We start from the raw sequence: 14,152 nt of genomic DNA, 5'->3' as shown, positions 1-14,152 counted from the left end.
GATTTTGTTCTTTTACTAGTAAGGAGGTAATATGAAGATTTGGTTTGGATTTATTTTGGGGATTTTTGCTATGTCTCATTGGTCAACAAAGGTATTTGCATGGGAATTAAGAGCGGAAACTATAAGTGAACGCATAGGGGCAGTTTTTTTGGGAGTTGTTATTTTATTATTAATTTTACTGTTCATCTATAAACGATATAATTCTTCATTTTTTCACGGATTCATAGCAGCTATCGGGTTATTTTTAACAGTAGACAACATTCTGTTTCACTGGGTTTTTCAGCTGCATAGAGTAACGAGCGGGCCTGAAGCAAATGTGCTGGAGCCTTTATTTGTATTGGTCGGAATCTGCTTTGTGTATTATACGTGGAAGAAAGAAAAACAAATGATTTAAATATGCTCAATATAAACGGCAAAACCAGCTGCTTTAGCTTTGGCTGCAAGTTTTTGTGCGTTCTCCCTGGATGAAAAAGCCCCGATTTGCACTTTAAATAGGCTGCCCGGTGCAGTTGCTGTATCTTTAAATTCTTCATGATTAACCAGCTGTTTTTTCAATTCATATTTAACATCTTCAATAAAGAAAGGAAAACTTTTATCGTATTGATGAAAACTATTTAACGGGTCTGTTCTTCGCTTCGGATCAAGCTGAAAGTGTCCTTTAATATGGGTCTCTGGATTCCATTGGTATTTCTCACACATATAAGCAAAAAACCAAACATAGCGGCTGTAAGCTTCTGAAAAATCAATTGATGGCCCATAGCATAGCTCTACCCCGATCGCCCAATCATTCGCATCTGAAACGTTTGAACGCACGTGCCAAGCCTTTTCATGCAGCGGGATGATAACAAGAATTTCTTTATCGTCAATAAACACATGTGCAGAGGCTTCCAATGGTCTGCTGTTAAAATAGTTAAAATTTTGCCTGGCTGTTGAACCGGGGTTTCCAGTATCATGAGCAACTGCATAACGAGGAGTCCGTTTTCCACCAGGACGCTGCTTAAGCTCCTTTTTGATATGCTGGTTTGTAATCAAATATTTTTCCTTCAAAATTACACCTCCAAATCGATTTCCTTTCATTTATAAATGTTTTTCTGCATAAAAAAAGAGCCATGACGGCTCATTTTTTACATTCCACCCGGCGGCGATTGAGTTGTAATCGCCCAGATCCAATAGGCGATACCTACTAAAAAACCAAAACCAAGAAGCACAAAAAACAATGTTGAATTCTTCATCTAGTATTCCCCTTAACCCTTTTACTTTCTTTCTTATTAAATATAAATTATCATATAGTTAGAGAAGAAACAAAAAGCAAGGGTGTTAATATGGAAAATAACGAGCAATCTCAATCAAGAATTAATTTAGAGCGCGAATTGGAAATGAGTTTACGCAGACTCTTTCGAACTCTCAGAAAAGGTTTGAATGAAGTTTATACCGATTATATTCCCAGCAATGAATTTGCAGTTCTGCAGACTCTTCACAAGAATAGTCCTTTAATGGCCTCTGAGATCGCAAATGAATTAAAGGTTTCATCCAGCCATATCACAGCTGTTACAGACCGGCTTGTTGGAAAGAACTATATTCAGCGGGTACGTTCGGATTCTGACCGCAGAATCGTATATTTGGAAATTACTGAAGACGGCAAGAAAATTGCAGATGAGATGGATCAAATAAAAAACGAGTATTTAGCTAAAAAGTTTACTCATTTATCAGAAGAAGAAATGAAGCTCATGGTGGCTGCTTCTACAAAACTGCTTGATTGATTGGGCAGTTTTGCTTTTCTTAGATACTTCACTTTATTAATTATTTACTAGATGAATAGGGGGAAGCAGATTTATGGAACATCTTGAACTCCGGCGGAAAATAATAATCATGATTTCTATTATGGCTGCTATGCTTTTTGCAGCTTTAAATCAAACGATCGTAGGAACTTCACTGCCAAGAATAATCGCCGATCTTGGCGGCATTGAATATTATAGCTGGGTATTTACGATTTTCATGTTAACATCGAGCATTACAGCTATTCTTGTAGGAAAACTATCAGATATATACGGCCGAAAACCCTTTATACTTATAGGGATTGGAGTTTTCACTGTCGGTTCACTACTTTGCGGTGTTTCAGACAGCATCCTCGAACTCATCCTATACCGCGGGATTCAAGGTTTTGGCGGAGGGATGATCATGTCTACAGCTTTTACAGCTGTAGGTGATCTCTTTTCTCCTCGTGAACGCGGTAAATGGCAAGGGATTATGAGCAGTGTTTTTGGATTGGCAAGCGTCTTCGGACCAACACTGGGCGGCTATATCGTGGATCATTTTCATTGGCATTGGGTGTTTTGGATCTTTCTTCCGTTCGGGTTAGTAGCTTTTGCAGCTATTTATTTTCTTTTTCCATCTGTACAAAGAAAAGAAAAGGAATCCATTGATTATACCGGGTCTTTGCTTTTAACGATAACAGTAGTTCCACTTCTGCTTTCGTTCACATGGGCTGGAAATCAGTATGAATGGCTATCGCCCGAGATCATAGGACTTTTCGGAGTAACAATCGTTGCACTCTTTTTGTTTATCCGTACAGAAAAGCGTGTCGCGAGCCCTGTACTTCCGCTTGAAATGTTTAAAAATAAAGTTTTTACAATCTCAAACATTATCGGATTATTCTTGGGAGCAGGAATGTTCGGTTCAATCATGTATATGCCTTTCTTTATCCAAGGCGTAATGGGTACGTCAGCTACGAAATCCGGATTTGTTATGATGCCCCTGACACTTGCGATGGTAGCCGGAAGTACGATCAGCGGCCAGATCATAACGAAGACCGGCAAGTATAAAAAACTTGCCCTGCTCGGATTATTCATCATGGCAAGCGGAATGACGAGCATGCATTTTATGGATACAGAAACAACGAATATTACAGCTACACTGAACATGATTTTAGTTGGAACTGGCCTTGGAATCACGTTCCCTATCTTTACATTAACTGTACAAAATGCAGTTGAACATAAATATTTAGGAGTTTCCACTTCCTCTGTACAGCTGTTCCGTCAGTTAGGAGGAACTATCGGTGTTTCGATCATGGGAAGTGTAATGAACAACACACTGGCAGATCACTTTAGCGAAAATTCTCAAAAACTGATTGCTTCCACTCCAAATGTTACACCTCAGATGAGTGAACAAATTAAGGAGTTGGCAAACCCTCAAGTACTTTTGAACCAAGATGCTGTGATGGCGAAGTTCAGCAGCTTGCCTCCAGAATCTGTAGTTTTCTTAAAACAAGTCATGGAGATTCTGCGCGAATCATTAAGCTATGCATTAAATGGCGTTTTTCTGACAGGAGCACTCGTAATCGGAACCGCCCTGCTGCTTACTTTCTTCTTCTTAAAAGAGATACCGCTAAGAACATCCAACGAAAGCAAAGCAAAATTAAAAGATCAATCAGCATAAAGAAAAGACGGCATGAATTTGCCGTCTTTTTATTTCGCTAGGTGCTCAGTTTCCGCTAGCAAAATGCGCCTGTGGGGTCTCACTTATCAAGGTGCAGCGGCTAGCTCCTCTTGCACTGTCCCTTTTTTTGTAAAGAAGAGGGACTTTGAGCGAAAAAGGAAGATTTTGAGCGAAACTAAAGGTAGTTTGAGCGTAGCGAGAAAATCTTGAGCGTAACTCGATGTTTTTGAGCGTAACCTCAATGAGTCTGAGCGTACGTGTAATAAATTTAAGAACACGTACCGTAAAATTGCATCAACAAAGATAAAAGTGCCATTCACCGTTTGTTTTGTCGGGGCTAGAAAGACGCTTCCGTATTTCAAGAGTCCTCTTGTCCCATAGCCTTTGTCTCGCACCTTGCGCTCCAATCAACTAGTCCAAGAAGCGTATTCAACAAAAAAATTCTAAGGCACATCTATTAGAAACGAGCCTTTTATTTTACTAATGGTTCTTGTGTTGTATCGTTCTCAGAAACAGTCATATGAACAGGATAATTCATACTCCACATGCCGATATCTTTAAATCCAAGCCTTTTATAGATGGAACCTGCTTTTGGATTATCGTAGAAAAGACAAAGTGTTTTTCCTTCTAAAAGAACATCCTGACAAAGTGCTTCCATACATAGGGTTGCAAGACCTTGGTTTCTTTTTTCGGGATGTGAACATACACCAACGATCATCGCGGATAATGAATTTTCAGCAGTTGTTGAGGCGCATGAAACGACAATGTTATCTTCTTTCATAAAATATGTACGTCCCGTTTTTGTTTTCAGAGCCTGGTCTAAACTTTGTCTTGCAGTAGCTCTAATCGAGAATTCTTTTATCTGCAGTTTCAGTTCTATTAATGAATCCACATCTTGAAGCTCTGCTTTCTGAATACCTTCTCGGCTGCTGTTTTTATTTAACAAGCGGTTATCTTTAAGCTCAGCAAAATACGTTTCTTTTGTGCGTCCAAACTTAACATATGGACGGAACTGTTCAGTGATCTCCTTTTTTCCTGAGAGCATCTCATATGCGGTGTCTTTGTTTATGATCTCTGAAAAATCTTTTGCATTAATGGTCCCTTTTGAATATGGCAAGTAGTTCCCCATATAACGAAGGAGGATCCCTTGTATTTCTCCTGCCTCATCAAGGTCTGTCCAGATTTCCTGAAAATCAGTTTCATAGCCGAAATTCTCAATATCCGCAATGATAAATAGATTAAGAGCAGGTTCATCACTCAAATAATTCATCACTTTCTCATGCATCGTCTGATCTGCTTTAACAACCATCTGCCTGTTCCCCTCTCATATGTTTCTATTAATTTTAGCTTCAAGATGGAAAAATGCAACAATTTTCTCCATTAAAAAATGGCTGTTTTCTTTTTTGCTTTTGTAAGAGGTTAATTTCCGCTACAGGACTCGCTTTCCGCAGGGTGGGCGGTGAGCCCCCTCGTCGCCTCGCGACATTGAGTGGTCTCACCTGTCCCACTCATCCTGCAGGAGTCTCGTCCTTTCGCTCCAATTAACTATTCAATGAAGAATTTCGATAAAATCTCTTAGTTGCAACAATCTTTTAGAAAAGAGCGAAAAAAATAAACCAGCCAATGGACTGGTTTACATAGAAACTAGATGGTTTTGTACTGCATAGATGACGGCTTGGGAACGGCTCTTAACTTCTAGTTTTTTAAAGATTTTACTAACGTGAATTTTTACTGTTTTATCACTGATAAAGAGTTTTTCTGCGATTTCTTTATTGCTCAGCCCTTCTACTAGGCCAATCAGCACTTCCTGTTCCCTGTCAGTTAGGTTCGATTCATCTTTCTTCACTTGGGTTTGCTGAAGGTGAATATTTACCAGTTTCTTTGTCATGCTCGGTGTAATCATAGATTCGCCGCGGTAAACAGCATTTATTGCATCAACAACATGTTCAGAAGGAGCATCTTTTAATAGGTATCCATCCGCTCCTGCTTTTAACGCAGACATTAAATATTCATCGTGTGTGTACATCGTTAAAACGAGTATGCGGGCATCAGGATTTTTTTCTTTAATAATTGCTGTTGTTTCGACTCCATTCATACCAGGAAGATTAATATCCATAATGATCACATCTGGCGACAATTCTTCTGTTAGTTTGAGTGCTTCCTCACCAGAGATTGCTTCTCCAACAACTCTTATGTCATCTTCAAAAGATAGTATATTTTTTAATCCGTCTCTTAAAATAGCATGGTCATCTACTAGTAATATAGAAATCATGTTATGTGAGCCTCCTTTGTTTCTAATTGAGGTATTTGAAGTTTAATTTCTGTTCCTTTTCCTTTGGCAGAATCAATATGAAGAGACGCCCCCAAAGTATCTGACTGTTCATTCATGTTTAATATGCCGTAATGGGGTTCTTGTTGAGCTTTAATCATCGATTCATAAAGAGAAAATCCAATACCGTCATCTTTGATCCTAAAAATTACTTGATCGTTTGAGTAGCTTAGCAGGATGCTCACCTTTGTAGCCTTTGCATGCTTTAAGACGTTTTGAAGGCTTTCTTGAAAAATATCAAAAATCACTTTTTCAACCATTGTACTCAATCTGCTGGGTGTTCCCCGCTCTTGAAAATGAATCTGAATGATATGCCCTTCTTCTTTTATAGACTTTATCTTTGCTTTAATTGCTTGATGAAGCCCAATTCTTTCAGTTGGATAAGGTCTTAATGCATAGATGGACTCTCGGAGTTCCTTCAAACTTCCTCTCAGCTTCTCTGTACTGACAGCTACTAATTGTTTTGTTCTTTCAGGTTTTATGGTAAAAACACGCTGTGCCGTTTCAAGCTGCATGACAGATCCAGCCAGTGTCTGTGCAATTCCATCATGTATTTCACGGGCAATACGGTTTCGTTCTTCTAATAAAACACGTTTTTCACGTTCAGAAATAAGCAATTTTGTTTTCCAGGCAACTGCCAGCTGGTTTGCTAATGTTGCCATGGATTGTGTATCAACTGCAGAAAAAGAATGCGATCTCGTTCTGCCAGTAATAAGCACCCCCGTTATCTCTTCTTCCGCCATTAGCGGCGCAAGCATGACAGACTTGATGGAATCGGGAAAGAAAGAAAATCCCCACGCGTTATTCTCATTCTTTTTGTTAAATAAATGCATGGAAGGATTCGATTCCAGCAGCTCAATAAAATCAGTACAAATTTCTTTTTCAACTGAAACCACGCCGTTTTCATATGCTTTTTTCCATGAATCTCCATCATTTAGAAACAATATCACCGCATCAGTTCCGAGAAACTCTAAAAATGGGAGCTCCGCTTGCTGAAGCCAATCTTTCGATGGAAGATGAGCATTGAAGGTTGTACTAATTTTGTATAAAGCCTTTAAACGGTTTCTCTCTTGGTGCAGCCTCGCAATAAATGAAGAGATAAGCGCGATCGCCACAAGCGGCGAGAAGAAAAAGATATAGGAGAATACGTCAACCACACCACGATTTTGGCTGCCTAACAAGAACATTAAGGTAATATACGATATGGAAAAGAGTGTTACAAGGCTCTCTGAGATCGTTTTTGTTTTCCATATTTTTAATGGGTACGTTTGGGGCCGAATCAGTAAAACAGCATCTACGATAAGGTTATTGAAGATATAGTACATCCCAGCGATCAGGATCATTCTTAGTTCTGCATACCAGAAAGCGCTCAATCCAGCTTCTAAGGATAAAAGAATAAGTTCTGTAACATGAACAGCACCAAAAAAACTGAGCAGGAGCTGTGCTGGATTGAATAGAACAATGCGAAGCGGACGCTTATTCAACGCATGAATGAGACAAACCATTGCGCCAAATACGACAACAGTTAATCCCCAGCCATATAGAAGTTCAATTGTATAAAGCAAAGGAAAACTTAAAGCACTAAGTCCTTTCCAAATCGGAATCGGAAAGTATTCTGTAATAAATAGAAACAGCAATAATGTAGAAAAAATAAGCAGATCAGGATATTTCGTGATAGAAAAAGCACTAAAAATCCAAATAATGATCCCAGCTAAAATGATAGCCGAAACAAATTTACTTGCTGCTGCCTCCCGATTCAAACCCACTTTTCCCACCTCTTTTTATAAAAAATTCAGTCAATTCATTATAACATAGCTATTTAGCAGACATTCTCCTCCAAAATGTGGTGAATGTGCTAAAGAAATAGAGCGTAAAAAAACCGAAATTAGTCGAATGACTTACGCCGCTGACCAATTCCGGAAAAACCATGTTTTTTTAATATTATCGCACTTCAGTTAAGCTGTTTCTATTACACAAAAGACGTATATGAGTATAGTACCTATTAACTAACCTTTTATAAGAGATGAGATAAAAACATTGTTGCTGTTCCAAAATAAACAAATAACGAGAAAATATCATTCAGCGTCGTAATCAGAGGTCCTGATGCAACAGCCGGATCCACCTTAAAGCGATACAGCAGTAAAGGTATTAATGTACCGGCAAGTGTCCCAATTATTAAAGTGAAAAATAAAGAACTTCCTACAACGAGACCTAAAATGAGGTTGCCTTTCCATAAAAAAGCGACAATCGCAATTAAAATACCGCATGTTATTCCTATAATAAAACCTACACCAAACTCCCGCATGATCAGCTTTACGATCGTCGCACGGTCGATATCATGCGATACTAATCCACGAACCACAACGGCAAGTGACTGTGTACCTGTGTTTCCCGTCATCCCAGCGATCATCGGCATAAAATAAGTCAAAGCAACAGCTTTTTCAATGGTGCCTTCAAATGTACTGATGATGCTTCCAGATAATATCCCAATAAAGAGTAACAAGATAAGCCAAGGTAAACGGCGATATGATGCTACAATCGCGCTTGTTTGAAAGTCAATCGATTTACCAGTTGCTGATAGCTTTTCAATGTCTTCATTCGCTTCTTCAATTAAGACATCGAGAACATCATCGACAGTTACAATCCCGATCAATCGTTCCTGATCATCAATAACTGGAACCGCGATAAAGTCATATCGCTCAATCGTTCTGGCTACTTCTTCCTGATCTGTTTCGGCAGGTACAGCAATAACCCTGCTGTACATAATCTCTTCAATCTTTTCATCCATTTCAGCCAGCAGTAAGTCTCTGTACGAAACAACCCCAACCAGTTTTTTTTCTTCATCAATAACATAGAGATAATAAATGTTCTCGGCAAAACCTGCGAATGTTTTTAATTTTTCAACCGCATCCCGAACCGTATAGACTTTCGGAATCCAGACAAAACGGTTGGTCATAATTCCGCCGGCAGTATCAGAGTCATATTGCATCAAACTCTGAACACTTTTTGATTCATCCGCTTTCATTGAAGCTAAGAAATCCTGAATTTCATTTACATCCAAATTACCAAGCAAGTCAGCAAGGTCATCGTTTTCCATCAAGTTCATGATATGAGATGACCGTTCGATGCCTAATTTGTGCAGAATCTCCATCTGCAGGTCACTGTCTAATTCTTGAATCAATGATGCAATCTGTCTGGTTGTCAAAAACGTTACAAACTTATGCCTGTGCTTTTCAGGCAAGTTCTTATATACATTGGCAATGTCGTAAGGATGAAGTTCATCAATAAGCAGTTGAAATTCTCTTTTTCTAAGTTCTTTCAGGTTTTTAATGACATACAATAAGATCTGATTCTCTGACATCTCTTTAAACAAGGAACGTCACCTCCTTATAAAATACTCATTTATTATAAGTGATTTTTTCATGTGTGACTATGAAAGAAATGATGCAACATCACGCTTTTTAAACCTATTCATAGCATATCGCTTTTCATAAAGAAAAAACCACCTTAAATAGATGGTTTCCTCTCTATTTTTATTCTATTTCCCTACTTCAGCCATAAATAATCAAGTGAATAAGTACCTGCGCCTGTTAACGCAACTCCCACCACTACGGCAATAAGGACAAGATTGAATTCGTATCCGTTAGCTGTCACCCAAAAACCATTCTGCAAGTGGACTTTAAGGATGGCCACAAGCATAGTAGCAGCGATTAAGATCGCCCCTATTTCTGTAAAGAGTCCTGCAGCAAAAAGCAATCCCCCGCCAAATTCCGCAAGTCCTGCTATTAGAGCCATCGTGTAGCCAGGCTTTATTCCAATTGACTCCAGCCAGCCTCCTGTTCCTTTTAAACCATAGCCTCCAAACCAACCGAATAACTTTTGCGCTCCGTGAGCAGCAAGTGCCAGACCAACAACTAGACGTATAATAAGTAATCCTAAAGATAACATATAATGATTCCCTCTTTCTTAAGTTTATTTTTACTTACTTTATGTTAGTATATTACAATATGTAACTTGTCTATGTCAAGTTACTTTAAAAAAATAATTATAAGGGCAAAAAAATGACCGCATTCCTTTTATAAAGAGTATGCGGCAAATCCAGTTTTAAGCTTGTTCAGTTAAAATAATCGGTCCATTTCTTGTTATGGCAACAGTATGTTCATATTGGGCTGATAAACTTCCATCGTACGTCAATGCCGTCCATCCATCTGAACCCATCGTTATAAAAGGCAGCCCTTGATTGAAAATGGGCTCTATCGTTATGACCATACCTTCTTTTAATTTAATACCTGTATTCCGTTCGCCAACATGATGAACTTGTGGTTCTTCATGTATTTCCCGACCAATACCATGACCGATGAATTCTCTAACAATAGAATATCCTTTTCTGCCGGCATAGGATTCAATAGCGTTCCCTATATCTCCTAATCGGTTGCCGACTTGCGCTTGTTCTATACCTTTATATAATGCTTTTCTAGTTGCTTTCATTAACCTCTGTGCTTCTGGCGCGATTTTCCCAACTCCATATGACCATGCTGAGTCAGCAAGCCATCCATCATGATTCACAACAAAATCGACGGTAAGGATATCACCATTTTTTAAAGGTTTTCTATTAGGAAGGCCATGGCAGACCTCATTGTTTACAGATGAACACGTTGCGAAAGGATAGCCCATATACCCTTTTTGCGCAGGTTTTGCACCTCTCTCGTGAAGAAAGCGCTCCACCAATTGATCAAGTTCTAACGTTGTAATTCCTGGCAAGACCATTTTGCTTAAAGCTTTGTGACATTCAGCAAGGATTGTTCCTGCATGTTTCATTTTCTCTATTTGTTTATCGGATTTAATCTCAACCAAACCGCCCTCTCCCTTCCTCTTTTTAAACTATATTCCGAGGAAAAGTTTTGCGTGAAAAATTGTCTGATTAAGATTTGGATCGTTTTTGTAAAGACCTCGTTGACTACCATATGGTTGGTATTTCATATCCTTTGCAGATGCAATTTTACGGTACATGTTCTTATATTTATTACACTTTCGCTCAGACTCATTGAGTTTCACTCAAAAACGTCGAGTTACGCTCAAGATTTTCTCGCTACGCTCAAACTGCCTTTAGTTTCGCTCAAAATCTTTCTATTCAGCTCAAAGTCCCTAAACTTTTAGAAAAGCCTATAAGTAAAAAAACACCAGGCTATAAATTAAGCCTGATGTTCTGATTGTTTTAATCTGGATTCAACTACTTTGCCGCCTAGCCATAGAACAAATATACCGAACACGATTAACCCTAATTTTAATGGGCTTTTCAAAACATCTACAAAATCGTAGCCAATGAAAGAAACAATCGCGATCATTACTAGTTTACCGAGCGTTAAAGCTAATAAAAAAGTTTTAATATTAATCCGGGAAAGCCCGCCAACGACGTTAACTAATGCTGAAGGCGTGAAAGGAAAACAATAGATTAAGAAGAGCATTCCAAATCCGTGGCGTTCCACCCAGTTCAGCATCCGCGTTGTGTTTGTATGTCTGTTTAAGAAGTTCAAGAATCGTTTTTGTCCGAATTTGCGAACTAACAAAAAGACAATAGCTGAACCTAAACAAACTCCGACCCATGAATAGATAAAACCTAACCAAAATCCGTATGCAGCTGCATTACCCGCTACAAAAAGGAATAATGGCAAGATTGGAATAAATGATTCAAGCATCGGTAATAGAATACCTGGCAAAAAGCCTAGATCACGGTATTGCTCAAGTAATTTAAGTATGTTGTCTTCTGTAAAATATTGCTGCCAATTTTTCCAATTCATCGTTCGCTCACCCTTTTCTTCCTCATACCCTCATCGTTGCCATCGTTAACACTTTTAAAACTGAATCGAGGAAAAACAAGGAGTCTTTCATTCCTATAATTTTATCATAATTCAAAAAAGCACACTATTTTGAAATTGAATGCGAACGGATTATTTTCTTATTCTTTTTTCCGATTATGAAGATGCAGAAAACAGCGGAAAGCCCTGAGGTAATACCATAAAATGAATTTCCTTTGCCCAATTCCTGTCCAAGACCTTCAGGAAACAACAGCCAATATAAAAAAAGTGATCCATGAAGCAGAATACCTGCTGCCGCTAAAACTTTCATCAACCAAAAAAACGGCAGCCGTTTAAACGAGAACATGACAGCAGCTATCCCCCAAAATAAAAGAAAGTACCCCCATAATCCCATCCCTGCCACTGACTTCGTTTTTAACAAGTCCGTTACAAAGTAAATACCGGTAAAGACAGATATCAATCCGGATAAAAGCAGCATACGCCAGGCAGCTGTCATTTAAGTCACCCTCTTTTCGGTATAATAAAAACCGCCTTAACATGCTTTAAGACGGTTTCTGCTGCTTCCTCATAATTCTGGCAGGTTTACTTCATAAGAGCAGCATATACCTGTTCATCCAGCTCTTTCGCTTTCTTTTCATTATACGTTTTTTCATAAACCGGTTCTTGGACGATCTTAGCACCCCAGAACATGCTCTCAAATACGTGTTCAATATTTACTTCAATTTTTGCAAGCTTAAGAGGTACATCCGCCATAGCGTTTTCCAGGATATTCGCTTTTCCGTTAATCGAATACACGGTTTCCAGCCCGACAACTGTCATCACTACATTAGGATTTGCTTGAATGTTAGTAACGATGCGGGAATTGTTTGTTACTGTAAAACGAATTTTTTCTTCTGATAAACTCTTTACCCAGGAAATTGCATTTACGGATGGAGCATTAGATTCTGCGTCAACTGTACCAAGTAATACAAGCTGCTCGCCTTGCAGGTGTTCAAACAATTCAGGACTTAACTTTGTTGGTGTTTCCTGTTTCGCCATGTGATCGCCACCTTAATTTTTTTTGTATGTATACTGTTTATTTTACCATATATTTCTCTTCAGAAAAATGAAAAAGAGACCGACTCAAAAGTATAAAAACTTTAGAAGTCATGCCTCTTTTTATTTAATCCTATTTAGATAACGTCCAAATAAACTCGATTAGATTGATAAATTTGGACGATATTATTTATTTTTTATTTGTTAAAAATAAAAAATTAGGGCTGCCAAAAGTAAGTTCACCTTACTTTTGGGACAGCCTCTTTACTCAAATATTCCTCTTATAATCGCTTTTCCGTCCTGAACCATCACTTGGCCGAGTGCGATTACAGAATCGATGTTAAGATTATCCTTATTCAGTAGAACAAGATCAGCATGAAGTCCCTCTGCTAGAACTCCTTTTTCTTTAAGCTTTAGAACTCGTGCAGGGTTGCTTGTAATCGTCTGCAAGGCTGTTTCGAGCGGTATCCCCTCTTGAAGGACAGCATCTCTTACTTCTTTATATAAAGAATTAACTTTACCGATACGAAGTCCGGTAAATTCTCCCCGTTCATTAAAAGCAGGCAAACTTCCTTGTGCATCAGACGTGAATGTAATGAGTTCACTAGGCACTCCCGCATCAATCATTCGTTTTAACCCCGCGCTGCATTTCACTTCGCCTTCTTCTATAAACTGTTTCGTTGTACTTGTTGTAAAGTCTACATAGCCGCCCTTTTTTGCGTACTCGATTCCGGCTTCAAACACATAAGAATTTCGGTTGATGTGCGTCGGATAAAATTGAGAAACTGGGAGATCCGTTGTTTCTACTACTTCTTCAATTAAAGAAAGCATGCTTTTTGAATCACCGAGGTGGATGTTGACTACACCCGCTTTCCCAGACAGCATTCCTGCAACACGTGCTTGAGAGGCGAGCCTTGCGAGTTCATGAGCTTGGGGCTGAGAGGATCGATGGTCGGCAATAGCAATCTCTCCAACTCCGATAACCTCATCAACCATCATGATGTCGGTTTCGATGCTTCCTGTCAGCGTTTTTACAGGTACCTGATAAGAGCCAGTGTGCACAAAGCAAGAGATTCCTTCTTCTTTAAGTGCTTTCGCTTTTGCGATTAAATTTGTCATCGTGCGAGCAGTTCCATCAGTACCAATTACTCCAACAATGGTCGTAACACCAGCAAGGGTTACGTCGGACAAATAAATTTCTGGCGTTCTTGTTTTGTATCCGCCTTCTCCTCCGCCCCCTGTAATATGAACGTGAGCATCAATAAATCCTGGTGTAACGATTTTGTTCGTTGCATCGATTACATGGATACCAATATCGGATGAGCGCCATTCGATGTGATCTGAGATTTTTGCGATTTTTCCTGCAGCTATTAATATGTCCTTTTTACCAAGATGATGAGGTGCATATACCTCGCCGCCTTTAATCAATGTAAACATGATATCAGTCCTTTTTCTTACATATATCTAAAAATGTACGATCTATAATTATAAGTCTATTATCTACGAAACAGTTTATAAAGGAAATGAAATTATACTG

General features: G+C 38.8%; 14 protein-coding genes. 3 read left to right on the top strand and 11 right to left on the bottom strand.

Going from position 1 to position 14,152, the window contains the following annotated elements; genetic code table 11:
* Nucleotides 1–31: 31 nt before the first annotated feature.
* Nucleotides 32–394 carry a DUF2243 domain-containing protein gene (locus ACFQ4X_RS04795; protein ID WP_379833409.1) on the top strand — a complete coding sequence of 121 codons (363 nt, stop codon included), beginning with the start codon at nucleotides 32–34 and terminating at the stop codon, nucleotides 392–394.
* Here the strand turns inward: ACFQ4X_RS04795 and ACFQ4X_RS04790 are convergent.
* Nucleotides 391–1,047 carry a peptidoglycan recognition protein family protein gene (locus tag ACFQ4X_RS04790; RefSeq protein WP_379833408.1) on the bottom strand — a complete coding sequence of 219 codons (657 nt, stop codon included), beginning with the start codon at nucleotides 1,045–1,047 and terminating at the stop codon, nucleotides 391–393. The two genes, ACFQ4X_RS04795 and ACFQ4X_RS04790, sit on opposite strands and share 4 nt — an antisense overlap.
* 275 nt (nucleotides 1,048–1,322) lie before the next feature.
* On the opposite strand from ACFQ4X_RS04790, the gene ACFQ4X_RS04785 reads away from it, so the two are divergent.
* Together ACFQ4X_RS04785 and ACFQ4X_RS04780 are read left to right on the top strand one after the other, a co-directional pair.
* Nucleotides 1,323–1,760 (top strand): MarR family winged helix-turn-helix transcriptional regulator, encoded by a 438-nt coding sequence (locus ACFQ4X_RS04785; RefSeq protein WP_379833407.1) that lies wholly within the window; start codon nucleotides 1,323–1,325, stop codon nucleotides 1,758–1,760.
* Nucleotides 1,761–1,833: 73 nt separating this feature from the next.
* Nucleotides 1,834–3,435 carry an MDR family MFS transporter gene (locus tag ACFQ4X_RS04780; RefSeq protein WP_379833406.1) on the top strand — a complete coding sequence of 534 codons (1,602 nt, stop codon included), beginning with the start codon at nucleotides 1,834–1,836 and terminating at the stop codon, nucleotides 3,433–3,435.
* 472 nt (nucleotides 3,436–3,907) lie between these two features.
* On the opposite strand, the gene ACFQ4X_RS04775 is transcribed toward ACFQ4X_RS04780, so the two are convergent.
* The 10 genes from ACFQ4X_RS04775 to iadA all read right to left on the bottom strand — a co-directional run bounded on the left by ACFQ4X_RS04775 (nucleotide 3,908) and on the right by iadA (nucleotide 14,052).
* On the bottom strand, nucleotides 3,908–4,744 hold the full coding sequence (locus ACFQ4X_RS04775; RefSeq protein ID WP_379833405.1) for a GNAT family N-acetyltransferase: 837 nt from the start codon (nucleotides 4,742–4,744) through the stop codon (nucleotides 3,908–3,910).
* 324 nt (nucleotides 4,745–5,068) lie between these two features.
* Nucleotides 5,069–5,707, bottom strand: a complete 639-nt coding sequence (locus tag ACFQ4X_RS04770) for a response regulator (protein WP_379833404.1) — start codon at nucleotides 5,705–5,707, stop codon at nucleotides 5,069–5,071.
* The gene (locus tag ACFQ4X_RS04765) at nucleotides 5,704–7,530 is read right to left on the bottom strand and encodes a sensor histidine kinase (protein ID WP_379833403.1); all 1,827 of its coding nucleotides are present in this window, start codon (nucleotides 7,528–7,530) and stop codon (nucleotides 5,704–5,706) included. Before ACFQ4X_RS04765 ends, ACFQ4X_RS04770 begins: the two co-directional genes overlap by 4 nt.
* A gap of 248 nt (nucleotides 7,531–7,778) precedes the next feature.
* A complete protein-coding gene (gene mgtE, locus ACFQ4X_RS04760; protein WP_379833402.1) occupies nucleotides 7,779–9,137 on the bottom strand; it encodes a magnesium transporter in 1,359 nt (452 codons plus the stop codon).
* Between the two features lie 173 nt (nucleotides 9,138–9,310).
* On the bottom strand, nucleotides 9,311–9,712 hold the full coding sequence (locus ACFQ4X_RS04755; RefSeq protein WP_379833401.1) for a DoxX family protein: 402 nt from the start codon (nucleotides 9,710–9,712) through the stop codon (nucleotides 9,311–9,313).
* Between the two features lie 156 nt (nucleotides 9,713–9,868).
* Entirely contained in the window at nucleotides 9,869–10,618 is a 750-nt protein-coding gene (gene map, locus ACFQ4X_RS04750; protein ID WP_379833400.1) for a type I methionyl aminopeptidase, read from the bottom strand.
* A 338-nt stretch (nucleotides 10,619–10,956) separates the two neighbouring features.
* Nucleotides 10,957–11,562, bottom strand: a complete 606-nt coding sequence (locus ACFQ4X_RS04745) for a TVP38/TMEM64 family protein (protein WP_379833399.1) — start codon at nucleotides 11,560–11,562, stop codon at nucleotides 10,957–10,959.
* A 124-nt stretch (nucleotides 11,563–11,686) separates the two neighbouring features.
* Nucleotides 11,687–12,076 (bottom strand): hypothetical protein, encoded by a 390-nt coding sequence (locus ACFQ4X_RS04740; RefSeq protein WP_379833398.1) that lies wholly within the window; start codon nucleotides 12,074–12,076, stop codon nucleotides 11,687–11,689.
* Nucleotides 12,077–12,162: 86 nt separating this feature from the next.
* Nucleotides 12,163–12,618 carry a pyridoxamine 5'-phosphate oxidase family protein gene (locus ACFQ4X_RS04735; RefSeq protein ID WP_379833397.1) on the bottom strand — a complete coding sequence of 152 codons (456 nt, stop codon included), beginning with the start codon at nucleotides 12,616–12,618 and terminating at the stop codon, nucleotides 12,163–12,165.
* 261 nt (nucleotides 12,619–12,879) lie between these two features.
* Nucleotides 12,880–14,052, bottom strand: a complete 1,173-nt coding sequence (gene iadA, locus ACFQ4X_RS04730; RefSeq protein ID WP_379833396.1) for a beta-aspartyl-peptidase — start codon at nucleotides 14,050–14,052, stop codon at nucleotides 12,880–12,882.
* Nucleotides 14,053–14,152 lie beyond the last annotated feature (100 nt).

Origin of the sequence: Fictibacillus halophilus (assembly GCF_042680145.1) — a bacterium.
In the GTDB taxonomy this organism is placed as follows: domain Bacteria; phylum Bacillota; class Bacilli; order Bacillales; family Fictibacillaceae; genus Fictibacillus; species Fictibacillus halophilus_A.
The sequence above is the reverse complement of the archived record's forward strand: the minus strand, read 5'-3'. Positions and strand labels throughout refer to the sequence as shown.